This window comes from Acidimangrovimonas pyrenivorans (assembly GCF_042643245.1).
GTDB lineage: Bacteria > Pseudomonadota > Alphaproteobacteria > Rhodobacterales > Rhodobacteraceae > Acidimangrovimonas > Acidimangrovimonas pyrenivorans.
Map to the genome: position 1 here is coordinate 199,356 of NZ_JBHRSK010000017.1, position 24,824 is coordinate 224,179.

At 68.7% G+C, this 24,824-nt stretch carries 23 protein-coding genes and 1 tRNA gene; 15 read left to right on the forward strand and 9 right to left on the reverse strand.

What is annotated here, in order from left to right:
• Nucleotides 1-38 precede the first annotated feature (38 nt).
• Complete coding sequence (locus tag ACFOES_RS19110; protein ID WP_377834983.1) at nucleotides 39-479, forward strand: Dps family protein; 441 nt, start codon at nucleotides 39-41, stop codon at nucleotides 477-479.
• Between the two features lie 107 nt (nucleotides 480-586).
• Here the strand turns inward: ACFOES_RS19110 and ACFOES_RS19115 are convergent, their stop codons facing one another.
• The 5 genes from ACFOES_RS19115 to ACFOES_RS19135 all read right to left on the reverse strand — a co-directional run bounded on the left by ACFOES_RS19115 (nucleotide 587) and on the right by ACFOES_RS19135 (nucleotide 5,287).
• Complete coding sequence (locus tag ACFOES_RS19115; protein WP_377834985.1) at nucleotides 587-1,258, reverse strand: hypothetical protein; 672 nt, start codon at nucleotides 1,256-1,258, stop codon at nucleotides 587-589.
• Between the two features lie 5 nt (nucleotides 1,259-1,263).
• A complete protein-coding gene (uvrB, locus tag ACFOES_RS19120; protein WP_377834986.1) occupies nucleotides 1,264-3,447 on the reverse strand; it encodes an excinuclease ABC subunit UvrB in 2,184 nt (727 codons plus the stop codon).
• A 241-nt stretch (nucleotides 3,448-3,688) separates the two neighbouring features.
• Nucleotides 3,689-3,928: a thioredoxin family protein gene (locus ACFOES_RS19125; RefSeq protein WP_377834988.1), complete on the reverse strand. Its 240-nt coding sequence runs from the start codon at nucleotides 3,926-3,928 to the stop codon at nucleotides 3,689-3,691.
• Nucleotides 3,929-3,938: 10 nt separating this feature from the next.
• Nucleotides 3,939-5,000 carry a permease gene (locus tag ACFOES_RS19130; protein ID WP_377834989.1) on the reverse strand — a complete coding sequence of 354 codons (1,062 nt, stop codon included), beginning with the start codon at nucleotides 4,998-5,000 and terminating at the stop codon, nucleotides 3,939-3,941.
• On the reverse strand, nucleotides 4,997-5,287 hold the full coding sequence (locus ACFOES_RS19135) for an ArsR/SmtB family transcription factor (RefSeq protein ID WP_377834991.1): 291 nt from the start codon (nucleotides 5,285-5,287) through the stop codon (nucleotides 4,997-4,999). Before ACFOES_RS19135 ends, ACFOES_RS19130 begins: the two co-directional genes overlap by 4 nt.
• A 187-nt stretch (nucleotides 5,288-5,474) precedes the next feature.
• On the opposite strand from ACFOES_RS19135, the gene ACFOES_RS19140 reads away from it, so the two are divergent.
• The 7 genes from ACFOES_RS19140 (at nucleotide 5,475) to ACFOES_RS19170 (ending at nucleotide 12,814) form a co-directional block, all read left to right on the forward strand.
• On the forward strand, nucleotides 5,475-5,786 hold the full coding sequence (locus ACFOES_RS19140; protein ID WP_377834993.1) for an ETC complex I subunit: 312 nt from the start codon (nucleotides 5,475-5,477) through the stop codon (nucleotides 5,784-5,786).
• A gap of 144 nt (nucleotides 5,787-5,930) precedes the next feature.
• Complete coding sequence (locus ACFOES_RS19145) at nucleotides 5,931-7,352, forward strand: hypothetical protein (RefSeq protein WP_377834994.1); 1,422 nt, start codon at nucleotides 5,931-5,933, stop codon at nucleotides 7,350-7,352.
• Nucleotides 7,349-7,822 (forward strand): GNAT family N-acetyltransferase, encoded by a 474-nt coding sequence (locus ACFOES_RS19150; protein WP_377834996.1) that lies wholly within the window; start codon nucleotides 7,349-7,351, stop codon nucleotides 7,820-7,822. The genes ACFOES_RS19145 and ACFOES_RS19150 overlap by 4 nt, the downstream gene beginning before the upstream one ends.
• A gap of 74 nt (nucleotides 7,823-7,896) precedes the next feature.
• Nucleotides 7,897-7,973, forward strand: a tRNA-Arg gene (locus ACFOES_RS19155).
• Between the two features lie 427 nt (nucleotides 7,974-8,400).
• Complete coding sequence (locus ACFOES_RS19160) at nucleotides 8,401-9,951, forward strand: glucosamine inositolphosphorylceramide transferase family protein (protein WP_377834997.1); 1,551 nt, start codon at nucleotides 8,401-8,403, stop codon at nucleotides 9,949-9,951.
• Nucleotides 9,952-10,080: 129 nt separating this feature from the next.
• Entirely contained in the window at nucleotides 10,081-11,157 is a 1,077-nt protein-coding gene (locus ACFOES_RS19165) for a GNAT family N-acetyltransferase (RefSeq protein ID WP_377834998.1), read from the forward strand.
• A gap of 574 nt (nucleotides 11,158-11,731) precedes the next feature.
• The gene (locus tag ACFOES_RS19170; RefSeq protein WP_377835000.1) at nucleotides 11,732-12,814 is read left to right on the forward strand and encodes a hypothetical protein; all 1,083 of its coding nucleotides are present in this window, start codon (nucleotides 11,732-11,734) and stop codon (nucleotides 12,812-12,814) included.
• 93 nt (nucleotides 12,815-12,907) lie between these two features.
• On the opposite strand, the gene ACFOES_RS19175 is transcribed toward ACFOES_RS19170, so the two are convergent.
• The 4 genes from ACFOES_RS19175 to ACFOES_RS19190 all read right to left on the reverse strand — a co-directional run bounded on the left by ACFOES_RS19175 (nucleotide 12,908) and on the right by ACFOES_RS19190 (nucleotide 17,158).
• Nucleotides 12,908-13,117: a hypothetical protein gene (locus ACFOES_RS19175; RefSeq protein ID WP_377835002.1), complete on the reverse strand. Its 210-nt coding sequence runs from the start codon at nucleotides 13,115-13,117 to the stop codon at nucleotides 12,908-12,910.
• A 141-nt stretch (nucleotides 13,118-13,258) separates the two neighbouring features.
• The gene (locus ACFOES_RS19180) at nucleotides 13,259-15,583 is read right to left on the reverse strand and encodes a heavy metal translocating P-type ATPase (RefSeq protein ID WP_377835003.1); all 2,325 of its coding nucleotides are present in this window, start codon (nucleotides 15,581-15,583) and stop codon (nucleotides 13,259-13,261) included.
• An 88-nt stretch (nucleotides 15,584-15,671) separates the two neighbouring features.
• On the reverse strand, nucleotides 15,672-16,472 hold the full coding sequence (locus tag ACFOES_RS19185; RefSeq protein WP_377835005.1) for a bifunctional DNA primase/polymerase: 801 nt from the start codon (nucleotides 16,470-16,472) through the stop codon (nucleotides 15,672-15,674).
• A gap of 44 nt (nucleotides 16,473-16,516) precedes the next feature.
• The gene (locus ACFOES_RS19190; protein WP_377835006.1) at nucleotides 16,517-17,158 is read right to left on the reverse strand and encodes a TetR/AcrR family transcriptional regulator; all 642 of its coding nucleotides are present in this window, start codon (nucleotides 17,156-17,158) and stop codon (nucleotides 16,517-16,519) included.
• 134 nt (nucleotides 17,159-17,292) lie between these two features.
• On the opposite strand from ACFOES_RS19190, the gene ACFOES_RS19195 reads away from it, so the two are divergent.
• The 7 genes from ACFOES_RS19195 to pcaF all read left to right on the forward strand — a co-directional run bounded on the left by ACFOES_RS19195 (nucleotide 17,293) and on the right by pcaF (nucleotide 24,815).
• On the forward strand, nucleotides 17,293-18,063 hold the full coding sequence (locus ACFOES_RS19195) for an outer membrane lipoprotein-sorting protein (protein WP_377835008.1): 771 nt from the start codon (nucleotides 17,293-17,295) through the stop codon (nucleotides 18,061-18,063).
• 13 nt (nucleotides 18,064-18,076) lie between these two features.
• The gene (locus ACFOES_RS19200) at nucleotides 18,077-19,285 is read left to right on the forward strand and encodes an ABC transporter permease (RefSeq protein WP_377835009.1); all 1,209 of its coding nucleotides are present in this window, start codon (nucleotides 18,077-18,079) and stop codon (nucleotides 19,283-19,285) included.
• Nucleotides 19,285-20,511 carry an ABC transporter permease gene (locus ACFOES_RS19205; RefSeq protein WP_377835010.1) on the forward strand — a complete coding sequence of 409 codons (1,227 nt, stop codon included), beginning with the start codon at nucleotides 19,285-19,287 and terminating at the stop codon, nucleotides 20,509-20,511. Before ACFOES_RS19200 ends, ACFOES_RS19205 begins: the two co-directional genes overlap by 1 nt.
• Nucleotides 20,501-21,241 (forward strand): ABC transporter ATP-binding protein, encoded by a 741-nt coding sequence (locus ACFOES_RS19210; protein ID WP_377835012.1) that lies wholly within the window; start codon nucleotides 20,501-20,503, stop codon nucleotides 21,239-21,241. The genes ACFOES_RS19205 and ACFOES_RS19210 overlap by 11 nt, the downstream gene beginning before the upstream one ends.
• The gene (locus ACFOES_RS19215) at nucleotides 21,228-22,478 is read left to right on the forward strand and encodes a hypothetical protein (RefSeq protein ID WP_377835014.1); all 1,251 of its coding nucleotides are present in this window, start codon (nucleotides 21,228-21,230) and stop codon (nucleotides 22,476-22,478) included. Before ACFOES_RS19210 ends, ACFOES_RS19215 begins: the two co-directional genes overlap by 14 nt.
• Nucleotides 22,479-22,577: 99 nt before the next feature.
• On the forward strand, nucleotides 22,578-23,531 hold the full coding sequence (locus ACFOES_RS19220) for a PaaX family transcriptional regulator C-terminal domain-containing protein (protein WP_377835016.1): 954 nt from the start codon (nucleotides 22,578-22,580) through the stop codon (nucleotides 23,529-23,531).
• Between the two features lie 78 nt (nucleotides 23,532-23,609).
• Nucleotides 23,610-24,815 carry a 3-oxoadipyl-CoA thiolase gene (gene pcaF, locus ACFOES_RS19225; protein ID WP_377835018.1) on the forward strand — a complete coding sequence of 402 codons (1,206 nt, stop codon included), beginning with the start codon at nucleotides 23,610-23,612 and terminating at the stop codon, nucleotides 24,813-24,815.
• Nucleotides 24,816-24,824 lie beyond the last annotated feature (9 nt).

The following is a 24,824-nucleotide window of genomic DNA, read 5'->3' on the forward strand; positions in this document are numbered from 1 at the left end:
CGTTCTGACACAACCCATTACCGACAAGGAGTGATCCCATGACCGCCAAGCAAGCCAATATCGACGCCCTGTCCCGCATCCTGGGCGGGAGCTTCGGCCTCTATGCCCAGACCCATGCCTATCACTGGAATGTCGAAGGGCCGGAATTCCGCCAGCTCCACGCCACCTTCGAGGAGCAGTACCAGAACCTGTGGGAGGCGCTGGACGAGATCGCCGAACGCATCCGCAGCCTCGGCGCCTATGCCCCGGCCTCGCTGGCCGAACTGGTGGCGCTGGCCGGAGACGCCCCGGCGCCGGCGCAATCGGCCGACGCCATGGTCGCCGCCCTGATCGCCGGCCACGAGGCGCTGGCCGACGAGCTGCGCACCGCCATCGCCACGGCCCAGGAGGCCGGCGACGAGCCCTCGGCCGGGCTGCTGACCGACCGGCTGGAATGGCACGAGAAGGAACTGTGGATGATGAAGGCCAGCCGGAAGTGATGGGTGGGTGACGGGTGGGGGCGCTTGGCGTCCCCGCTTTTGTATTGGGGAGGGGAGTGAAAACGTATCTGATCGTGTTGTGCGGAATGGTCCACGAGTTTGAAGGGCTACTTCACGATCCTGAGATAGCTGGGAAGCCTCTTTTTCCCAACCCACTGTGCCGGTGGTTCATACAAAAACTCGGATCGGGCTGAATCCAAGACTGCAGACAGTTTGCGGATATATTCGGAGCACAGTTCATCGACTGTCTTGCCTTGGATTGGCCTATACAGATCATCGTCAAGATCAGAAAATGTTTGTTCTACGCTTCCAATCTCACTTGGTAACTCAACATAGTATTTTACTGTCTCTCCAGAAGGCAGCTCAACCTCCCACCCGGAACCTCCGAGCTGATCACCGATAAAGAAGCCTACGGTGCCGGGCGGCCGAGGTCCAAACTTCTCAATGTCGGACGATGAAAAGGATGTAATGCTTGCGGCCGTTGTTGTGTTCAGGCGCCCTTGTTTCTCCAGTTTGTTTCGTGCGTTGAGGAAATACCGAAACACTGGATCGCTCTTCATTTGTTCAACAATTGGTTCATACCAAGCATCAAACCTAGCTTCTTTACCGCGAAGGTTTTGAAGCACGAACGTCACAGAGCGCCCGAACACAATAACATTGCGCAGCCCAACCATTCGCCGCCTTTTATCCTTCGAAGAGAGGTCTGTCAGACCAAATTCGGCTGTCATCAAGGTTTCTTCTGCCCGACGGAGAACGTCTTTGGTTTCGTCTGTGCTCACGCGTCTTACCGCCCCCGCTTCCTCTTAACCCCACCTCTCTGCCCCGGCCGCCCGGCGGTGCTCCGCCCTTTCGCCGCGCCGGCGGCCTCGACCGCGTCGTCGACGGCCGACTGCCGGGCCAGCGGATCGTCCGAGACGGCGAGGTCGACCGCTTCCAGCCGCTTGATCTCGTCGCGCAGCCTTGCCGCCTCCTCGAATTCCAGGTTCTCGGCCGCCTTGCGCATGTCGGCCCGCAGCCCGTCGAGATGGGCCTCAAGATTGGCGCCGTGCATCGGCTTGTCGATCTTGGCCGTCACCCGGTTCATGTCGGTGTCGCCCTGGTAGAGCCCGGCGAGAACGTCCTCGACATTCTTCTTCACCGTCTCGGGCGTGATGCCGTGTTCCTCGTTATAGGCCATCTGCTTGACGCGCCGGCGCTCGGTCTCCTTCAGCGCCCGCTCCATGCTGCCGGTGATGCGGTCGGCATACATGATGACACGGCCGTCGGCGTTGCGGGCGGCGCGGCCGATGGTCTGGATCAGCGAGGTTTCCGAGCGCAGGAAGCCCTCCTTGTCGGCGTCGAGGATCGCCACCAGCCCGCATTCGGGGATGTCGAGGCCCTCGCGCAGCAGGTTGATGCCGATCAGGACGTCGAAGGCCCCCAGCCGCAGGTCGCGCAGGATCTCGATCCGCTCGATCGTGTCGATGTCGCTATGCATGTAGCGCACCTTGATGCCCTGCTCGTGCAGGTACTCGGTCAGGTCTTCGGCCATCCGCTTGGTCAGGGTCGTCACCAGGGTGCGGTAGCCGTTGGCGGTGACCTTGCGGACCTCGTCGAGCAGGTCGTCGACCTGCATCTCGACCGGGCGGATTTCCACCTCCGGGTCGAGCAGGCCGGTGGGGCGGATCACCTGCTCGGTGAAGACGCCGCCGGTCTGCTCCAGCTCCCAGGCCGCGGGGGTGGCGCTGACGAAGACCGATTGCGGCCGCATCGCGTCCCATTCCTCGAATTTCAGCGGCCGGTTGTCCATGCACGACGGCAGGCGGAAACCGTGCTCGGCGAGGGTGAACTTGCGCCGGTAGTCGCCGCGATACATGCCGCCGATCTGGGGCACCGTGACGTGGCTTTCGTCGGCGAAGACGATGGCACTGTCGGGGATGAACTCGAACAGGGTCGGCGGCGGCTCGCCCGGCGCCCGGCCGGTCAGGTAGCGCGAGTAGTTCTCGATGCCGTTGCAGACGCCGGTGGCCTCCAGCATCTCGAGGTCGAAGCTGGTGCGCTGCTCCAGCCGCTGCGCTTCCAAGAGCTTGCCCTCGGCGACCAGCTGGTCGAGGCGCTGGCGCAGCTCCTTCTTGATGCCGATGATCGCCTGCTGCATCGTCGGCCGCGGCGTGACGTAATGCGAGTTGGCGTAGATCCGGATCTGCTTGAAGGTGTCGGTCTTGGCGCCGGTGAGGGGATCGAATTCGGTGATCGCCTCCAGCTCCTCGCCGAAGAAGGAAAAGCGCCAGGCCCGGTCCTCGAGGTGGGCGGGCCAGACTTCCAGGCTGTCGCCCCGGACCCGGAACGAGCCGCGTTGGAACGCCTGGTCGTTGCGCTTGTATTGCTGGGCGACCAGCTCGGCCATGACCTGACGCTGGTCGTAGGCCTCGCCCGTCACCAGGTCCTGGGTCATCGCCGAATAGGTCTCGACCGAGCCGATGCCGTAGATGCAGGAGACCGAGGCGACGATGATGACGTCGTCGCGTTCGAGCAGCGCCCGGGTGGCCGAGTGGCGCATCCGGTCGATCTGCTCGTTGATCATCGATTCCTTCTCGATATAGGTGTCCGAGCGCGGCACGTAGGCCTCGGGCTGGTAGTAGTCGTAATAGGAAACGAAATACTCGACCGCGTTGTCGGGGAAGAAGCCCTTGAACTCGCCATAGAGCTGGGCCGCCAGCGTCTTGTTCGGGGCGAGGATGATCGCCGGGCGCTGGGTCTCCTCGATCACCTTGGCCATGGTGTAGGTCTTGCCGGTGCCGGTGGCGCCCAGCAGCACCTGGTCACGCTCGCCATCCGTCACGCCGGCCGCAAGCTCGGCGATCGCGGTCGGCTGGTCGCCGGCCGGCTTGAACGGCGTCTGCATCACGAACCGCTTGCCGCCCTCCAGCTTGGGGCGGGTGAGCACGTCAGGCCGCGCGACGGGGGCGTTGGTATTGTTGTGGGGCATGGCTGATTCCTCGGGGCTGCCCCAGATTTGATCTGTTTTTGTTCCGGTTCAACCCCGGGACACGGAAACGGCCGGAAGGACCGGGGCTCTGCCCCGGACCCCGGGATATTTTCGCTGAGAGGAAGGGGGGTGTCTCTCCTTCCTCTCAGGAAAAGTATCCTCGGGGAGCGCGAGGGGCAGACAGCCCCTCGCCGTCGCGGCGCGCAGGGCGCGGCGCAGCCGGAGGGCCGGGCGCGGCCGCTCAGCCGGCTTGCAGCCAGTCCTCGAGCTTGGCGGCGTCGGGCAGGCCGCCGGCATGGACCAGCTTGCCGTCGATGCTGATGCCGGGGGTCGCCATCACCCCGGCGCGGGCGATGGCGGCCATGTCGGTGACCTTCTCGACCGCGACCTCGACGCCCAGCCTGGCGGCCGCGTCCTTGACCATCTGTTCGGTCGTCTGGCAGCGTTTGCAGCCGGGACCGTAGACCTTGATGTCCTTCATTTCTCTCTCCTCAGAGCAGGGCGTTGAACAGGAAGCCGACGCCGAGGATGCCGCTGGCGACCACGGCGATGAACACGGCGATCAGGCGCAGCTTGAGAACCTGGCGCAGGATGATCATCTCGGGCAGGGACAGCGCGATCACCGACATCATGAAGGCCAGCACCGTGCCAAGCGCCGCGCCCTTGCCCAGCAGCGCCTCGACGATCGGGATCACGCCGGCGGCGTTGGTATACATCGGCACCCCCATCAGCACCGCGGCCGGCACCGACCACCAGGTGCCCGCCCCCATGATGCGCACCATCAGGTCCTGCGGCACGTAGCCGTGGATCAGCGCCCCCATGGCGATGCCGAGGATGATCCAGAGCCAGACCTTGGCGAAGATCTCGCGCACTGCTTCGATGCCCTGGCGATAGCGGTTTGGCAGGGTCAGGGCCTCGCTTTCGACCGCGCCCGGGGTGGCGGCGCCGGAATGGATGTCGCGGACCCAGTCCTGGAGCCAGCCCTCGACATGCAGCCGGCCGATCACCCAGCCGGCCAGCACCGCGATGGCGAGGCCGAAGCCCAGGTAGACCAGGGCGACGGGCCAGCCGACCAGGCCGATCAGCAGGATCAGCGCCACCTCGTTGACCATCGGTGCGGCGATCAGGAAGGAGAATGTCACCCCGAGCGGGATGCCGGCCGAGACGAAGCCGATGAACAGCGGCACCGCCGAGCACGAGCAGAACGGCGTCAGCACGCCCAGCCCGGCGGCCATCACGTTGCCGACGCCCTCGCGCTTGCCCGAGAGCAGGGCGCGGGTCTTCTCGGGGCTGAAGAAGCTGCGCACCACGCCCATGGCGAAGACGATCAGCGTCAGCAGCATCATCACCTTGGGCACGTCGTAGAAGAAGAAGGCCAGGGCTTCGCCGGCATGGCCGGCGCGATCGACCGGCAGCAGCGAGACGATCCATTCGGACAGCGCCGGAAGCTGGCGGTAGACAACCCACCAGGCCGCGACGCCGGCGGCGACGGCCGCGCTCGAGGTCCATCCGGGCATCCCGCCCTGCGGGGTTTCCTGCGGGATCACGCTCATGCGGCGTTCCTTTCATTGTCGGAGGCGGCCGCCAGCACGGCCTCGAGCACCCGGCGCAGTTCGGGCGCGAGATCGGGATTGACGCGGTAGCGAACCCATTGCGCATCGCGGCGGTCGGTCACCAGACCGGCGGCTTTCAGCACCCCCATATGGCGCGACATCCGTGACTGGGTGGCGTCGAGCTTGGCCATCAATTCGCAGACGCAATGCTCGCCGCCGTCCCCTAGCAGCCGCATCGCCCCCAGCCGGGTGGGTTCGGCAAGCGCGGTGAGAATCGGAAGAATCATCCGTTGAACTCCTTTATATGCGCATATGCGCATAAGCGGGTGTAACTGTCGAGAGCCAGACTGTCGCAGGCCGGAGATCGGGGCGCTTCCGGCGGGGCGGCGGCCGGCGCGCGGAGCGGCGCATCGAAGCCCTTGCGCCGGTGGCGAACATTCACGATAACGGGCCGACCAAAGCCGAGAGGGAACCATGCGCGCACGCATCTATCAGCCCGCGAAAACCGCCATGCAGTCCGGGACCGCCAAGACCCATAACTGGGTGCTGGAATTCGATCCGGCGGCGCCGCGCAACCTCGACCCGCTGATGGGCTGGACCAGCTCGGCCGACACCCAGAGCCAGGTGCGGCTGCGCTTCGAGACGCTGGAAGAGGCCGAGGATTACGCGCGCGAGCACGGGCTCGACTACACCGTCGCCAGGCCGCACCAGCGCAAGCCCAACATCCGCGCCCGCGGCTATGGCGAGAATTTCGCCACCGACCGCCGCACCGTCTGGACGCACTGAGCCCGGCCGCCGGACCGGGCTGGACAAGCACCGGTCGGACCTCCAAGATCGGCCGGCGCGGCCATTCGGGGCGGCGCCGGTGATACGATTTCGGGAGGCGGTTTCATGAAAATTCATTCTGTCGCGGCGGGGCTCGGCCTTGCCGTGCTGGCAACGGTGCCGGCTTTTGCGGGCACCGCCACCGAGGCCGAAAGCCGGCACATCGAAGCGGCGCTGCAGACCTATCTGGGCAAGGCGCCGGGCACCGTCTCGGTGACGCCCGACGGCGACAGCTACCACCTGCATCTCGATCTGTCGCGGGCGCTCGCCACCCTGCCGGAGCCTGTCAGCGTCACCATCGCGCCCATCGATGTTGAACTGGCCGACCAGGGGAATGGGCTGTGGGGCGTCGATATGCCGGCGCAGCCGATAGACATCAAGCTGTCGCTCAAGGGCCGCCTGGCGCAGGAAATGCACATTGCCAGCGCGACCCAGACCGGGGTGTTCGATGCCAACCTGATGGCGATGACCCATGCCGTGGCCGACATGAAGAAGCTCTCCGGCGTGCAGCGGACGTTCCTGGACGGCAAGGAAAGCACCAAGACCGCCCATCAGGTCGCGGAGTTGCATGCTGAAACCGTGGTCACGCAAGGGGCCAGCGGACTCGACATCAGGTTCACCGAGACCGGCCACGATTTCCGTGAACAGGTTGCAAGCGGGCCCGCCACCGGCCCCGATGCCGCCTCCGGCCAGGGGGCAGAGCCGCTTGACATAACAGCCGACAGGTTCTCGGAGACCGTTGTCGGCACCGGTATGCGACAGGCCGAGATCTCTGCGCTGGTTCGCTGGCTCGTCGCGCACCCGTCGAAAGCCGAGATCAAGGCGGGGCGGGCGGAACTGCTGACCAAGGTCTCCGCCCTCCTGCCGGTTTTCGACCACTTGCAGCTGTCGGTCGGCTTGGACGATTTCACCACGAAAACGCCGCAAGGGCCGGTCAGCCTCGACAAGGTCGGGGTGAAGGTCGGCATGAACGGGATCGTGCCCGACGGCCGGCTGAGCGCGGCAGTGACCGCCGAGGGGCTGCATCCGCCCGAAGGCCTGTTGCCGGATTGGGCCTCCTCGCTGCTGCCGAAGACGCTGCGCGTCGACGCTACGGTGACGGGTTACAACCTCGAAAAGCTGGCGAAGCTGGCGATCGACGCGGCGAAGGCGGACGCCAAGGACCCCGGCGACGCTGCCTTCACCAAGGCGATCTTTCCGTCCGGCACGCTGACGCTCTCGACCAAGTCGAGCGGCGTGACGGGCGCGGGCTACTCGCTGGCGATGGCCGGCGACATGCAGGTCGGCCTGGCCAACGCGGCGCCGACGATTACCGGCCTGATCAACGCCACGGGCTATGCCAACGTGCTCGACAAGCTCAACGCCGCGCCGGATGCGGTCAAACGGCAGATCGTGCCGGCGATGATGATGGCCCGCGGGCTGGCCAGGCCCGATGCCGATGGCGGCCTGGAATGGAAGCTGGAAACCTCGTCCGCGGGGCATCTGCTGATCAACGGGCAGGACATGGGGGCATTGAACGCCAAATGACCGAGACCGAGCTGATGATTGTCCCCGACGATCCGCTGTCGCCCGAGGTGGGTGTGCTGCTCGACCGCCACCTGCAGTTGATGCGCGACACCTCGCCGCCCGAGAGCGTTCACGCGCTGGAACCGGCCGAACTGGCCGGGCCGGGCATCCGCTTCTTCACCCTGCGCGAGGGCGCCCGGCTGCTGGGCATGGGGGCGCTCAAGGAGCACGCCGGCGGGCTGGCCGAGATCAAGTCGATGCATATCGCCGCCGAGGCGCGCGGCCGCGGTCTGGCGCGGCGGCTGCTCGACCACCTCGTCGCCACGGCGCGGGCCGACGGCATGGTGCGGATCAGCCTGGAAACCGGCGCCGAGCCCGAATTCGCCCCGGCCCGCGCGCTCTACGCCGCCGCCGGTTTCGAGACCTGCCCGCCCTTCGCCGATTACCGCGAGGATCCCAACAGCGTCTTCATGACCCTGAAACTGGATTGACCGGGGCGCCCTGCGGGGCGCGCGCGGAGGTTTTGCTTGAACCAGGCCGGCCGCTCGCGCAAATAGAGGCCAGCGGTCCCATAGCTCAACTGGATAGAGCAGCTGACTTCTAATCAGCAGGTTCGGGGTTCGAGTCCTCGTGGGATCGCCAGTAACACTCTGAAATAGCTCGCAGAAATGCTCTTCAAGGAAACTGGCCCGTCCGACGTCAGAAGGCGTCCGTGTCGACCAATCCGCGAAGCAGTCGGCATCGCCCTGGCGGCAATAGTCGCACAGGCGGTTATGCGGGCCCTCTGAGGCGAAGATCTTCCGGCAGCACAGGCAGGCGTGATCGGTACTGGCGGCACGGCGGCGGCGCTTCTCGATCCCGATCATGGCGGCAACGGCGGTGCGCGACCGGGGTCCGCTTGCGCCCATCGCTGCAGTCGCCTTTGCCGACAATGGTCTCCTCGCCTCGAGATCAGGGATGCAGGCGTCACGGCCCCCTGGGCGATTTTCCCGCTTCATGTACGCCTTATGGGTTATTGTCAGCCCGCCACCTGTCTGCAGACTGGAAGAAATGGGCGCGGAGGGTGGCGGTGCAGCATCCGGAATCGACTGAGGGCATCAGGACGGCGCCAAGGGTGACGGTGATCCTGGCGGCGCGTCGCGTCGATTGCCCAGCCAGCCGCCGCCTGCTGAACGCGTTGGTCGGTGACCCGCGGTTTGTGTTGCAGCAGGTCTTCACCGGCCCTGAAAGCGCGGATCTGTCCGGTGCGCCCGGCTGGGCGCTGCGGCTCGAACGGCGGGCGGTCGCGGTGCCGGACCGCGCCGGCCCCCCGGAGTGGAAAGCGGGCCGGCCCGACCCGGTCCCGCTTCCCGCCGACGCCGCTGAGCTGGCGCCCTGCGATGTCGTCCTCGACCTCAGCGGCGCCTCGCCCGAGGGCCTTGCCGACCGTGCCACCACGGGGCTGTGGCGCCTGTCGGTCGACGACCCGGCCGATGGCGCGGCGAGCGGCGCGGTCCTGCGCGGGGAAACGCTGCTGCCCTGCGCCCTCGTCCGGCTGCCCGCCGCCGGGGCCGAGCCGCGCCTGGTGGCGAGGGCCGCGTTTCAGCCCAAGCTGCTGCTGGGGCGCAGCCTCGATTTCGCCCGCGAAAAGTCGATGCAGATGATCCTGCGCGAACTCGCCCGCCTGGCACTGACCGGGGCCCCGGCCGATCTCGGCCTCGCGGAGCGGCCGCCACGACCGCCCGGCGGCGGCAGCCTGCCCGGCTATGCCGCGCGCATCCTCGGCGAAGCCTCGGGGCGCGCGGCGCGCAAGCTGCGCCATCGTCTCGGCGGCGCCCCGCGTCCGTTTTCGCTGCGGCTGGGGCCGGGCCAGATCGAGGATTTCGATCCCGCCCGCACGGTCGAGGCTCCCAACCGCAACCGGCACTATCGCGCCGATCCCTTCCTGTTCGAACACGATCAGGCGCTCTACTGCTTTTTCGAATCCTATTCCTATCGCGACGGGCTGGGCCATATCGCCGTCGGCCGGATCGAGGACGACGGGCTGACCGAGATCGGCCCCGCGCTGACGCGCCCCTACCACCTGTCCTTTCCCTTCATCTTTCGCCATGCCGGCGAGATCTTCATGATGCCCGAGACGCATCAGGCCGGCCGGATCGAAATCTGGCGGTGCACCGATTTTCCGACCGGCTGGACCCTGCATGCGACCACCCTGGACGGCGTCGGAGCGGCGGATCCCGTCTTGCTGCAGCACGGCGCCGACTGGTGGCTGTTCGCCAACCTGTGCAACGACAGCATCGGTGACCTGTCGAGCGAGCTGCACTTGTTCCGCATCGACGGACCCGATCTGACATGGATCGAACCTCATCCGCTCAACCCCGTGGTCATCGGCTCGGAGGTCGCCCGCGGCGGCGGACGGGTGGTCGAGATCGGCGGCCGACTCCTGCGGCCCTCGCAGGACAACAGCGGCCGGAGCTATGGGCGCGGCCTGAACCTGATGGAGATCGTCGCGCTGAGCCCGACCAGCTACGAGGAGCGCCGTATTCGCCATCTCTCGGCCGATTTCCTCCCCGGTCTCATCGGCTGCCATCACCTCGACGCTGCCGCCGGGCGGGTGGTGATCGATGTGTGCCGGCGCTGACCGTGGAGATGCGGCAAAACCCTTGGACCCGGTCGGCACTATCCTCTAGCCTGCGGTCACGCTTCGCCTCTTCTCCGGCCCGGGCCGCTGCGGCCGGGCCTTCCATGATCCTTGCTCCTGCCGCTTCCCGTGCCTGAACCCTTCGAAACCCTCCCGGCCGACGCCCTCAGCCCGGACCTCGTCGCGCGGTGGCACGCGCTGCAGGCGCAGTCGCCTGCCCTGGCCAATCCGTTCTTTTCGCCCGGTTTCACCCAGGCGGTCGGACGCCATCGGCCCGATCTGCGCGTCGCGGTGCTGCGCGACGGCAATACCGTCACCGGCCTGTTTCCCTTTCACCGCAAGCCCGGCGGCTGCGGCGCCCCGGTCGGCGGGCAGATCTCCGACTATCAGGGCGTGATCGCCGCGCCGGACAGCCTGCCCGACGCCGGCGACCTGCTGGTGGCCGCGGGCCTCGGGGCCTATGACTTCAACCACGCGCTGGCCGAACAGGCCCCCTTCGCCGCCGGCGCCTTTTGGCACTCGGCCTCGCCCCGCGCCGACCTGTCCGACGGGATCGAGGCCTGGCGCGGCGAGGTCAGGGCCCGGTCGAGCGCGTTGAAGACCCTCGAACGCAAGCGCCGCAAGCTCACGCGCGAGCTTGGCGAGTTGCGCTTCCTGGCCCACGATCCCTCGGCCGCCGCGTGGCAGAGTTTCCTCGACTGGAAGGCGCGGTCGCTCGGCAAGCAAGGCGTGCGCGGCTTTCTGGCCGAACCCTGGCTGGCCGGGCTGATCGACGATCTGCGCGCCACGCAGGAGCCGGAGTTCGGCGGCTACCTGTCGACGCTCTATGCCGGCGACCGGCTGGTCGCGGTGCATTTCGGGCTGCGCTCGGCGCGGGTCTGGCACTGGTGGTTCCCGACCTATGACGAGGAACTGGGCAGCTACTCGCCGGGTCTGATCCTGATGCTGCTCTGCATCGAGGAGGCGGCGGCAACCGGCATGATCGAGCTCGATTTCGGCCGCGGCACCCAGCGTTACAAACGTGAATTCTCGAACCGCAGCCGGCCGCTCTGCGAAGGCTCGCTCGAGCGCTGGACGCGGCCCTGCGGCACGTTGCGGGGGCTGCGGAAATTCGGCCAGGGCGCCGCCAATCGCCTGCTGCCCCGGAAGGGCGCCGATTTCACCCGCCGCGCCGGGACCAAGCTGCTGCGCGCCGGGCTGATCTGAGCCTGCCGCCCCCATTTCGCCGGCAGGCTCCTTGGGCATAGTCAACCGCCGCACCAGCGCCGCGTCGCCATGGCGCTGCGCGTCGCCGGCCAGGGCCCGGATATCGGGCAGGCTGAACGGGGGGCAGCGCGGCGATCTGCTGCGCCCTTTCGCTCCACCCCGTCTCCTTGCCGCGCGACCCGGAGCCCGCATGGCCCTCCGGCACCGCAGGTCGCATCGGTGCGAGCGTCCTCAGCTCGCCCGTAACCGCTCGGCTGGCTGGGCTGTCGCTGCGTGTCGGGGCAGTCCGCTGGCCCCCGGCGCGAGCGGAGCGGCAGCTGCACCTCCCTGAAGACGGGGGGCCGCCATCGCCGTATAACGCTACAACGGGCCCGGCCGGGCTCGGCGAGAGTTTGCAGGGGCTGGAGAAAAGCTTTGAAATTCAAGGATGGAAGGCTATGCATTGTTGTGCCGCAAGCACCTGAAATCGCGCGATTGACGCAGAGCTCGTGGGATCGTCGCCGCTGCACGGGCCGGGGCCAAGGCCGGGAGGCCGCGGGGCTGATGTGATCCAGCGAATGCCGGGACTGAACGAATGACTTCCGAAAAATTCCTGCTGTGTCGTCCGCGAGGTGGATTGAACGATGCGCTGGTTCAGCTCGAGGCGTGCCGGGCTTATGCCGCGAAACACCGGCGCCGTCTTGTCGTCGACATGAGCCGGGGCGGGCTCAAGGACGACTTCCACCGCTATTTCAAGCCCCTGCCGCATTTCGGTCCGGAGCTGCTGCCATGGTCGAAGGACGTCGCCGCGGCGCTCGACCGGCTCCAGTATGTCGTCCCTCCCGAGGTGGCGGGGCGGTTGGCGAGCTATCGGACAAGTTTCGTTGACAACAGGTTCCGGCTCGATGGCGGCGATCTTCCGGTCCTGTTCGACTTCTCGCGCGACCACCGGGAGGACCTGCTGGTCTACGAGCAGGGCGGCGGCGGCGTGGCGGCGCTCAACCTGTTGCGCCATCTTGCCTTCAGCGAAGAGGTGGCGTCGGAAATCCTTCGAAGGCTCGAGAGGCTCGGGGCGGATTATGACGCGGTGCACGTTCGGCACAGCGACTACCAGACGGATTACCGCAGGTTCCTGAGACGGATCGCGCCGGCGTTGCGGGGGCGGCGCGTGCTGCTTTGCACCGACAGCCGGGCGGTGCAGGCCGAGGCGCCGGAACTGCTGCGGGGCTGTGCCCGGATCATGACGCTTTTCGATGTCCCCGAGACGGGCGGGCAATCGCTGCATTCCCTCGCGCGGGACAATGCATTCGACGCGAATCTGGACACCCTCACCGATCTGCTTGCGCTGGCCAGCGCGCGCCGGCTCTATTTCACGACCGTCACCAAGGGGGTGCTGTCGGGCTTCTCGATCCTGGCGGAAGGTCTGCGGCAGCAGCCGCAGCTGGTCCGCGGCCTGTTGCGTGACGGCCGTGCGGAGCTGCTGGCGGACTACGAGGCCCGGCACCGGCAGGACCGGCGGGCGCAGCTCTCTTTCGAGGCGCGGCTCGGGCGTCTTGCCGTGTCTCTTGGCCAGTTGGCGTGGAACAGCAAGGCCAAGCGCCAATCCAGGCGGCTGCGCAGGGACTTCATGAACTTCGAGGCGGCAGATCCCATCCCGGCGCTCGGGTCGGGGGCATGAGCGCGCGGCCTGCCTGAAGGATCGCAGGCGGGGCCAGCCGGCAACCTGCCGCGACGGGAGAGGCCACCCGGAGGCCGCCCCCTAGGCCGCTCCCTAGGCCGCGAGGTAGCTTTCGATGCAGGCTTGCGGGATGCCGAAATAGCGCGCGATCTCCGTCTCGGTCACGTCGAGGTCGAGAAAGGCGGCCAGGACGGCCTTCGGGTCCGGCGCCATCCGCTCCTCGATCAGGGCGCGGCAGGGGCAGGGGGCATGGTCGGCTTCCGGCGGGCAGGGAAGCGCGGGCTGAAAAGAACGGGGGGACAAAATCATCGGGCCGGGCTCGCTTGGGCGGGTTTCCAGGTCTCGCCGAAATCTGCCGGCGAATTGCGGCCTTTCAATGGCAGGTTGTGCGGCGACCGGCATTGATGCAGGTCAAGGCGCCGGGCCGGACGCGTGGGGCGCGGCTCAGCCGGCCTCGAGCGAGCGGTAGATTTCCTCTTCCTGGGCGAAATGCAGCCGGGTGATGGCGGCCAGCCCGTGCAGCAGGCGCTGCAACTCGTAACGCTCGATCTCGCTCGGTTCGCCGCCGATCGCCTCGCGCATCGTCTGCAGGGAGCGCACCATGCGGTGGATTTCCATATGCGTCCGGCTCATTCCGGCCAGCGCGTCGGCATCGGCCGTGCCCCGGCGGATGCGGGCATAGACCTCGCGGTCGTCCTTGACCTCATGCGGCAGCAACCGCTCGTTGAGCATCGTCTCCAGCGCCTCCAGCTCGAGCAGCAGCTCGGAGCCGGGGATGCGCCGGGCGCGCTCGGCGGCGGCATTGATCGCGTCGAGCACGTCCATCAGTTCGCGATGTTCCTCTTCCAGAGATTCGAGCTCGCCCGACGGCATCCGGGCGCGGCCGAAGCGGGTCCGGACCGAGGGGCCGAGGGCGCGCAGGGCGTTGAGGATGACGGCGACGTCGATGGCTTCCTGCAGGATCGCGCCCTCGACCGGGGTCAGGTAGCCGAAGGCGGCGACGATCATCGCCGTCACCGACAGCCCCATGCCGGCATAGACGCTTTGCAGGGCGATGCTGCGCGAGCGCCGGGCGATGCCGATGGCGGTGGCGACGCGGTCGAGCCGGTCGAGCACGATGACGACGTCCGCCGCTTCGGACGAGGCCGCGCCGCCGCGCGCGCCCATCGCCACGCCGACATCGGCCGCCGCCAGCGCCGGGGCGTCGTTGACCCCGTCGCCGACCATCATCACCGGGCCGTGGGCGCGCTTCTCGGCCTCGACATTGGCGATCTTGTCGGCCGGTCGCATACCGGCGATCACCCGGTCGACACCGAGGAACGAACCGACATTCTCGGCGATGTCGGCGCGGTCGCCGGTGGCGAGAACGATGCGCTCTGCCCCGGCGGCGCGGAGCTGGCGCAGCACGGTGCCGGCCTCGGGCCGGACCTCGTCGGCCAGGATGAAGGCGCCGACCAGATCGCCTTCGACGGCGACGAGAACACTGACCGTCCCCTCCTTGCGGATCCAGCTGCCGATCTCGTCCTGAAAGCGCGAGACGGGCAGATCGGCGGTGACGAAATCCCAGCCGCCGACCGCCACCCGCCGGGCGCCGATCCGGCCCGAGATACCGGCACCGGGGGTCTCGCGCGTCTCCGCCGGGGTTTCCAGCGCCAGCCCGCGCTCATGCGCGGCGGCGACCAGCGCCTCGGCCACGACATGCTGCGAGCCCTGGTCGAGTGCGGCGGCGAGGCGCAGGATCTCGGCCGGGTCCTGATCGTCGCGGACCTTGAGGTCGACCAGCCGGGCGCTGCCGCCGGTCACCGTGCCGGTCTTGTCCAGCATCACGGTGCGGACTCGGGCCAGCGTTTCCAGCGCGACGCCGCCCTTGACCAGCACACCGCGACTGGCACAGCGCGAAACCCCGGCGATGATGGCGACGGGGACGGCGAGGATCAGCGGGCAGGGGGTGGCGACGACGAGCACCGCCAGCGCCCGCGTCGGGTCGCCGCTGACCAGCCAGGCGCCGCCGGCGATCGCCAGCGTCAGCGGCAGGAAGGCCAGCGCGAAGCGGTCGGCCAGCCGCGCCATCGGCGCCTTGGCCAGCTGCGCCGCGCGGACCATGCGGATGATGCCGGCATAGGTCGACTGCTCGGCCCGTTCCGAGACCTCGAGGTCGAACGGGTCGCCGGAGTTGACCGAGCCGCTCATCACCGCCTGCCCGTCCCGGCGATGGACCGGCAGCGCCTCGCCGGTCAGGGCGGATTCGTCCAGCACCGCGCCACCGCCGCTGACCGTGCCGTCGGCGGGGACGATCTCGCCATGGCGGACAAGGACGCGATCGCCGACCGCCAGCGCCTCCAGCGGCACCTCCTCGATGGCGCCGTCGCGATAGCGCGCGGCGCTGCGCGGCACCCGGCCCAAGAGCGCCGTCAGCTCGCGCCGGGCGCGGCGCTGGGCATAGCTTTCCAGCGCCTCGCCGCCGGTGAACATCACCGCGATGATGATCCCGGCCAGGTATTCGCCCAGCCCCAGCGCCCCGGCCATCGCCAGCGCCGCGATCAGGTCGAGCCCGAATTCGCCGCGCCGCAGGTGGACCGCGATATCGACCAGCATGGCCAGCAGCGCCAGCACGGTGCCGGCGATCCACAGCAGCTCGGTCAATTCGGGGCGGGCGGCGAAATGGGCCACGCCCCCGGCCGCCAGCAAAAGGGCGACCGTGGGAAAGACGAGGCGGCCCAGGGCATCGGCCAGGGCGCGCGGGAAGGAACGGTCGTCTGCTGGGTCCACGGGGCACCTTTGTCCTTGATGCGGGCAGCCTATCGGCCCGGGGCGACATTACTTTGATTTTGCGCAAGAACCGCGACGGGCGTGGCCGCTATTCCGCGCCGGGTGCGCGGTTGCGGCGGTGGGTCTGCTCGATCGAGCGCACGGTGCGGATCACTTCTTCGTCGGCCAGCGGCGGGCGGCAGCGGGTCCGGTTCCAGGCCAGCAGCAGTTCCAGCACCACGTCGGGGTCGACGCCGTGCCACAGCAGGTGGCCGGTGAAGGAGGCCAGGGTCGCGTTGCGCTGGCCGGCGGCCACGCCCTGGTGGACCAGCTCGCGCCAATGGGCGACGGAATGGCCGGGCCGGTCCCCGGGACCGAAGCGCGGCCGCAGCAACCAGACCGGCATCGGCGCCAGCGCGACCTCGCCCGGGGCGTGGCCGGGGCGCCAGCGATAGGGATTGCCGCTGGGATGGATCGAGGGTGGGGCGATGATGATGCCGCCGTCGCCGCGCAGGTCGAGCCCCGGCGCCAGCCCGGCGCGGTTGCGGATCTCGCCGCCGGGATGGGCGAAGTAGAAATGCCGGCCGCCGCCGCCGGTCAGCGCCTCGATCGTTTCCGGCAGCGGGCCGTGGCGCGCCTCGATCGCCGCCAGCGACTCGGCGCCGCCATGGCCGGGGTCGAGATCCAGCACCACCAGCCCGGAAACGGCGCCGGTCACCAGCGCCACACCGGCCGCGGGCCAGCGGGCGAACCAGCCGCGCAGCTCCGCCTCGCCCGGGGCGCGGTCCTGGTAGGCCCGCCACGGCACCAGCGGCCGCTTGCTGCGCGGCGCCATCGGCACCGGCGCCCAGCCGCGCGCCAGGTAGTCGAGGGCCGCCGAAAGGGCGGAGGTATCGCCGGTTGGTGTCATGCCATCTTGTTAGCGCGGGGGCAGTGCCGGGGCCAGCGGTGCCGCTAGTCGGCCGCAGGCGCGACCGGCGGGGCGAGCAGGGCGCGGAACAGGCCGATATGCTGCTCGGCCATCTGCAGCCGCTCGTCGGGGCTGTAGTCGTCCCAATGGGCGACGATCCAGCGGTCGAGCGCCTCGCCCAGCCCCATCGCGCTGTCGATCAGCAGCGAGTCGGGCAGGTCGCGGCGAACCACGCCCAGTTCCTGGCCGCGGGCGACGATGACGCCGACCCAGTGCCGTGCCGCCTGGAACAGGCGCCCGGTCGGCGCCGATTTCTTGGGGTCGCCGCGCAGCCGGTAGAACATCCGCCCCATCTTCACGTACCAGGTACTCTTGTTCATCATCCCGACCGAGCGGCGATAGAGCGCCTCCATCTCGCTCCAATAGGTCTCGGCGGTCAGGTCGGCGGGATCGAAGCCGCCGATCTCGCGCAGCATGAAGCCGACCGAGCGTTCGACCAGCGTGGTGAACAGGTCCGCCTTGTCGTCGAAGTAGTAGTAGAGCGAGCTCTTGCTCATCCCCGAACGTTCGAGAATCCGGTTGAGCGAGGCCCCGTCATAGCCCTTGTCGCCGAATTCCTCGGCGGCGTTGTCGAACAGGCGCTGCTGGCGCGCGGGGTCGAGTTTATCGAAACGGGGGCGGCTCATGGCTTGACATGTAGCACTCGTCGGGCGTATCGACCAGAGGTGTGGACCACCCGGTCCACAATATTGGTGCGGATATTGGTAGACTGCTCGGGCCCGGCTGTTGCCGGGGCGGGGCATGGCAAGGAGGGCAGCGGATGAAACAGCTCATCGCGAAAGGCGCGGCGGCGGTGGTTCTGGGGGCTGCGACACTGGCCTTCAGCGCCGGGGCGGGATTGGCGGCGGATGCCACCGCGCTGCTGCGCGCCGCTTTCGACAACTGGCGCGCCAACTCGTCCGAATCCACGGTGACGATGACCATTCACCGGCCGGGCTGGGAGCGCCACCTGACGATGAAGGGCTGGACCCAGGGGCACGACAAGGCGCTGGTGCGCTTCACCGCCCCGGCCAAGGACGCCGGCAACGCCACGCTCAAGCTGGGCAAGACGACGCTGATCTTCAATCCCAAGCTCAACCAAGTGATCAAGCTGCCGGCCTCGATGCTGGCGCAGTCCTGGATGGGATCGGATTTCTCCTACAACGACCTGTCGAAGGCCGAGGACATCCTGACCGAATACACGCACAAGATCGTCGGCAGCGGCCATGCCGGCGGCCATACCGTCTATACGGTCGAGGCGCTGCCCAAGCCCGGCGCGCCGGTGGTCTGGGGCAAGCAGCAGGCCAAGGTGCGCGACGACGGCGTGCTGCTGCAGGAGACCTTCTTCGACCAGGACATGAAGGTCGTGCGCCAGATGACGACCGACAAGGTCGGCCGGATCGGCGGCCGCGACTACCCGGTGGTGGTGACGATGCGGCCGGCCAACAAGAAGGGGCAGTGGACGCAGCTGGTCACGACGCAGGCGCGGTTCAACATCCCGATCCCGGCCTACGTCTTCACCCGCTCCAACCTCCAGAACCCGCGGGACTGAGATGCTGTTCGAAATGGCATGGCGGAACCTGTGGCGGCAGCCGATGCGCACCGCGCTGAGCCTGCTGACCATGGCCTTGGCCGCCGCCCTCCTCGTCTTCATGCTGTCGTTCCAGCTGGGCGTCTATGACACGATGAAGTCCAACGCCCTGCGCATCTTCGACGGCTTCGCCCGGATCCAGCCGCCGGGCTATGCCGACGATCCCGATATCCGCAAGACCATCGCCGATCCCGAGGCGCTGGCGGCGAAGGCCGAGACGGTGAGGGGCGTCACGGCCGCCGCGCCGCGCGCGACCTCCTATGTCATCCTCGCCAACGGCGAACGCAGCTACGGCGCCGCCATCGTCGGCGTGTCGCCGGAGCGCGAGCAGCGGGTCTCGACCCTGGCGACGACGGTGAAGCAGGGCCGCTACCTGAAGCCGGGCGACACCGGCGCCGTGGTGCTGGGCGATGCGCTGGCCCGCAACCTCAAGCTCAAGCTCGGCGACAAGGTGACCCTGCTGGGCTCGGCCCTCGACGGCACCATCGCCGCCGACAGCCTGACCCTGGTCGGCATTTACCACACCGGCATCAACGAGCTCGACCGCCAGATCGCGGAGATGCCGCTGAGCCGGTTCCAGGCCAGCTTTGCCATGGGCGACACCGCCAATACCGTCGCCCTGGTCGGCCCCAGTCTCGGCGCGGTCAACGCCGCCTTGCCGCGGCTCGACCGGCTGGCCAGGGCCAGCGGCCTGACCGTCGAGGACTGGGGCGGGCTGCAACCCGGGCTGAAACAGGCGATCACCCTCGATTTCTCGACCTCGATGCTGTGGTATGTCAGCCTTGTCGTCGTCGTCGTCTTCATCATCCTCAACACCCTGCTGATGTCCGTGCTCGAGCGGACGCGCGAGTTCGGCATGCTGATGGCGATCGGGATGCGGGCGCCGCTGGTCGGGCGGATGCTGTGGCTCGAGCTGATCCTGCTGGCGCTGATCGGCACCGTCGCCGGGGTGATCCTCGGCGGCGGGCTGGCGCTGTGGTACGGCCATGCCGGCATCGCCGTCGGCGCCTTCGAGGGGCTGATGGCGCAATGGGGCCTGCCCGGACGGCTGTTCCCCGAGCTGAGCTGGGTCTCGGCGCTGGTCGGACCCGTAGTCATCGTCGCCTCGGTGGCGGTGGCGGGGCTGATCCCGATGCGGCGCATCCGCAGGCTGGAACCGGTAGAGGCAATGAGGGCGGCGTGATGGAAACCCTGAAACTCATCGCCCCGCTGGCCTGGCGCAACCTGTGGCGCAACCCGCGCCGCACCGCGATCACCCTGGTCGTCGTCGCCGTCGGGCTCTACTCGATCCTCGTCTTCGCCGCGCTGCTCGACGCCTGGGCGCAGTCGAGTCGCGACGCCCAGCTCAACCTGCTGACCGGCAGCGGCCAGATCCACGCCCGGGGCTACCTCGACGATCCGGTCGTCGACCGCCGGATGCCGCCGCCCGATGCCGGGCTGACCGCCGCTTTGAACGTGCCGCAGGTGCAGGGCTGGGCCGAGCGGGTGCGCGTGCCGGCGGTGATCCAGAGCGAATACAAGACCCTGCCGCTGACCCTGCTGGGGGTGAAGCCGAAATCCGAGCGGGCGATCTCGTTCCTGCCGAAGCAGATCGTCGAGGGCAGCTATCTGAGCGGCAACGATGATCCCGGAATCGTGCTGGGCCGCCACCTGGCCCAGCGGCTGAAGACGCGGGTCGGCAAACGCGTCATCCTGATGGCGCAGAGCGCCGATGGCAGCCTTGCCCAGCGCGCCTACCAGGTGAAGGGGCTGTTTGCCGGCAACCAGTCGGCCGAGGACAGCTATGCCTTCACCGGCATCGAGACGGCGCAGCAGATGCTGGGCATCGGCGATGGCATCTCCGAGATCAGCTTCCGCCTCGCCGATGGCGCTGCGCTGGCGCCCGAGATCGCCCGGCTGCGCGCCGCGGCGCCGAAGCTGGATGTCGAGCCGTGGAAGAAACTGGCGCCGCTGGCCGCCGCCGTCGACAGCTTCATGACCGCCTTCGTCTATATCTGGCTGTGGGTGATGTTCGTCTTCATGGCGATCGGCATCGTCAACACCCAGCTGATGGCGGTGTTCGAGCGCGTGCGCGAGTTCGGCCTGCTGCAGGCGCTGGGGATGCGACCGCGGCTGATCCTGGCGCAGGTGCTGCTGGAATCGGCGCTGCTGATCGGGGTCGGCGTCATCATCGGCATGGTCGCCTCGGGCGCCACCATCGCGGCGCTGAAGGGCGGCATCGACCTTGGTTTCCTTGCCCGCGGGGCCGAGTTCGTCGGCGCCGGCCATGTCCTCTACCCGCATCTCGCCCCGTCCGAATTCTTCGAAATGTCGCTCCTCGTCTGGGTCCTCGGCGTCGTCATCGCGCTGTGGCCCGCGCGCAAGGCGGCCCATTCCAGACCCGTGGAGGCCATGAGCCATGCAACCTGATCCCTCGCAGGCCCAAACCCCGGACCGTGCCATCGTCACCTGCCGCGGCGTGTCCAAGATCTATGGCGACGGTGCGATCGAGGTGCCGGCGGTCAACGGCCTCGACCTCGACATCGCGGCGGGCGATTTCGCCACGCTGTCGGGCCCGTCCGGCTCGGGCAAGACGACGCTGTTGAACATGATCGGCGGGCTCGACCGGCCGACCTCGGGCACGGTGGTGGTGGATGGCGAGGAGCTGGGCGGGCTCGATACCGCCCATCTGGCCGAGCTGCGGCTGCACAAGATCGGCTTCGTCTTCCAGGCCTACAACCTGATCCCGGTGCTGTCGGCGCTGGAGAATATCGAGTTCGTGCTGCAACTGCTCGGCGTCGGCGCCAAGGAACGCCGCGACCGTGCCGCCGCCGCCCTGGCCGATGTCGGGCTGGCGGGGATGGAGGACCGGCGCCCCTCGCACCTGTCGGGCGGTCAGCAGCAGCGCGTCGCCGTCGCCCGGGCGCTGGTGGCGCGGCCGGCGATCGTGCTGGCCGACGAGCCGACCGCCAACCTCGACAGCAAGACCGCCGACGACCTGGTGACGCTGATGGCCGAGCTCAATGCCCGCTCGGGCACCACCTTCCTGATCGGCACCCATGACGGCCGCGTCATCGAGCGTGCCCGCCGCCGGCTCGAGATGGTCGACGGCAGGATCACCGCCGATACGACCGGGAGCCTGGCCGATGCCGCGCAATAGCCTGTTCGCCCTCGCGCTCAGCCTCGTCGCCGGCTTGGGGCTGGCCGCCCCGGCCCGGGCCGACAATGGCCTGCACGGGCGGCTGGAATTCACCGGCCTCGGTGCCACGTCGAAGGCCGACAGCGTCGATGCCTTCCTCGGCACCCGGTCGCGCGCCGACCTGCACGGCAATCTGCGACTGACATGGGAACCGCATTGGGGGCAATGGGATTTCAGCCTGCATTACGTCCTGAGCGGTGCCGCCGGCCGCGGCGTGGCGCTGGACCGCAGCAAGGCCGCCCTGCTGCCCGCGCCGCCGCCCGCGACCCTGTTCGACCTGTCCGACACGCTCACCGACAGCGGCGACCGCCAGCTGACACAGCGCATCGACCGGCTGTCGCTGGGCTACTCGACGCCGAATTTCGTCCTCCGTATCGGCCGCCAGGCGCTGACCTGGGGCGCGGGGCAGGTGTTCCACCCGATGGACCTCGTCGATCCCTTCGCCCCCAACGCGGTCGATACCGAATACAAGCCCGGCGTCGACATGGTCTATGCCCAGCTGCTGTTCAACGACGGGTCCGACCTGCAGGCCGTCGCCGCCCCGCGCAAGCCGGCCGGGGGCGGGCCGATCAGCGGCAGTGCCAGCACCTATGCACTGCATTACCACCGCAGCATCGGATCGCTCGGCCTGTCGCTGCTGGCCGCCCGCGACCGCGGCGACTGGACCGCCGGGCTGGGCCTCTCCGGCCCGCTGGGCGGCGCGACCTGGAATGCCGAGATCGTGCCGACTTACGAGGCTGCCGGGCCGACCAAGGTTTCGGGCCTGCTCAATATCAGCGGCGCGATGACGCTCGCCGGCCGCAACGCCACTTACTACGCTGAGTATTTCCATAACGGCTTCGGCGTTTCCGGAACCGGGAACGCACTGGCTGGTCTGCCCGCCGACCTTTCGGCCCGGCTGCTGCGTGGCCAGCTCTATACCGTGTCGCGCGACTATCTCGCCGGCGGGCTGTCCTGGGAATGGACGCCGCTGCTGACTGTCTCGCCCGGCGTCATCGCCAACCTGAACGACGGCAGCTTCTACCTTACCGCCGAGGCCGACTGGTCGTTGAGCGACAACACCACGCTGATCCTCGGTGCCCAGGCGCCGGTCGGGCGGCGCGGCACCGAGTTCGGCGGCCTGCCCGCCAGCGGCAGCGGCGCCCCCTACAGCGCCGAGCCGACGACCGCCTATCTGCAATTGCGCCATTACTTCTGATCTCCGACGCCTGTCGACGCGGCCGCCTGTCGATCAAGCATGACACTCGTCCGCGGAAATGGTAGTTTTCCGTGACGTGAGAGCAGGAGCGAGGCGGTGATGCCGCGGAAGTTGGACGTGATCGGGGCCGCCCCGGCGGCGCTGCGCCAAGGGCTGGAGGGCGATCCGCCCCGGGCGGCGGGTCTGATCGTCACCATCTATGGCGACGTGGTCGGCCCGCGCGGCGGCACGCTGTGGATGGGCACCCTGATCGAGTGCTGCGCCGATCACGGCATCAGCGAAAGCCTTGTCCGCACCGCCGTGTCGCGGCTGGTGAGCGGCGGCCAGCTGGAAGGCGAGCGGATCGGGCGCAAGAGCTATTACCGGCTGACCCCGGCGGCGCTGGACGAGTTCGCCGGTGCGGCGCGGGTGCTCTACGCGCCGCCGCCGCTGCCGACCGGCTGGCTGCTGGCGCTGGGCGAGGGGGCGGTGCGGGCGGCAAGCCTGCCCGGCTGGGCCCAGACCGGCCCCGAGACGGCGCTGGCCCCCAATCGCGGCGACGTCGCCCGGCCGCCGGGCCTGCTGCTCTCGGCCGAAACCGTCGCCGGGGCCGAGCGGGTGCCGGACTTCGCCGCCCGCCACTGGCCGGTCGAGGAGGTCGCCGCCGCCTATCGCGCCTTCCTGGATGTCTTCGCGCCGGTTGCCGGGGCGCTGGCAGAGGGTGCCCGCCCGGCGCCACCGCTGGCCCTGGCGCTGCGCTTGCGGCTGGTTCACCTCTACCGCCAGGCGGCGCTGGCCGATCCGCGGCTGCCGCGGGCGGCCTGGCCCGAGGGCTGGTCGGGCGCGGCGGCGCGGCGGCTCTTCGTGCGGACCTACCTGGCGCTGACAGAGGCGGCCGACGCCCATATCGGCCGCAGTTTCCATGATTCGGCCGGGCCGCTGCCCGAGCAGACCGAGGAGACGCGGCTGCGTTGCGGCCGGCTTGAACGGGAACTCGCCAGCCAAGCCCCTGATTTTCCGGAGGAAGTCATCAATCTCGAAAAGCATCACGAGGGAATGCGAAAATCCTCTTAACGCGTGATATGTTTCTCTGTATAAGAGTGACCGACCGGTCGGTAAATTGTGGGCCGGAGGGAGTTCGGGAGGAAGAGAATGTCGGAAGCCTTTGTCTGCGACGCGCTGCGCACGCCGATCGGCCGCTATGGCGGGGCGTTGTCCGCAGTGCGGGCGGACGATCTGGCCGCGGTGCCGCTGCGGGCGCTGATGGAGCGCAACGGCTCGGTCGACTGGGAAAGCGTCGACGACGTCATCCTCGGCTGCGCCAACCAGGCCGGCGAGGACAACCGCAACGTCGCCCGGATGGCGGCGCTGCTGGCCGGGCTGCCGGTCGAGGTGCCGGGCACCACGGTCAACCGGCTCTGCGGCTCGGGCATGGACGCGATCGGGCTGGCGGCGCGCAGCATCCGGGCCGGCGATGCCGACCTGATGCTGGCCGGCGGGGTCGAGAGCATGAGCCGCGCGCCCTTCGTCGTCGCCAAGGCCACCGGCGCCTTCTCCCGCAATGCCGAGATGTACGACACCACCATCGGCTGGCGCTTCACCAATCCCAAGCTGCACGCCGCCCATGGCAGCCACTCGATGCCGCAGACCGCCGACAACGTCGCCGCGGACTACAATATCAGCCGCGCCGACCAGGACGCCTTCGCCGCCCAGAGCCAGGCGCGTTGGGGCGCGGCGCAGAAGGCCGGGGTCTTTGCTGAAGAGATTGTCCCGGTCAGCATTCCCCAGCGCAAGGGCGATCCCATCGTCGTCGATACCGACGAGCATCCGCGCCCCGGCACCAGCGCCGAGAAACTGGCCAGGCTCAAGGGCGTCAACGGGCCCGAGCTGACGGTGACGGCGGGCAATGCCTCGGGCGTCAACGACGGCGCGGCGGGGGTGATCGTCGCTTCCGAGGCCGCGGCCAAGGCCAACGGCCTGACCCCGCGGGCGCGCGTCGTCGCCATGGCGGCGGCCGGCGTGCCGCCGCGCGTGATGGGTATCGGCCCGGTGCCGGCCACGCGCAAGGTGCTGGCGCGGGCCGGGCTGACGCTGGACCAGATGGACGTGATCGAACTGAACGAGGCCTTCGCGGCGCAGAGCCTCGCGGTGCTGCGCGAACTTGGCCTGCCGGACGATGCGCCCCATGTTAATGCCAATGGCGGCGCGATCGCGATGGGCCACCCGCTGGGCATGTCAGGCGCGCGGCTCGTGCTGCACGCCGCCAATCAGCTCCACCGCAGCGGCGGGCGCTATGCGCTCTGCACGATGTGCGTTGGGGTCGGGCAGGGCATCGCCCTGATCCTGGAACGCATCTGAGGAGGATCG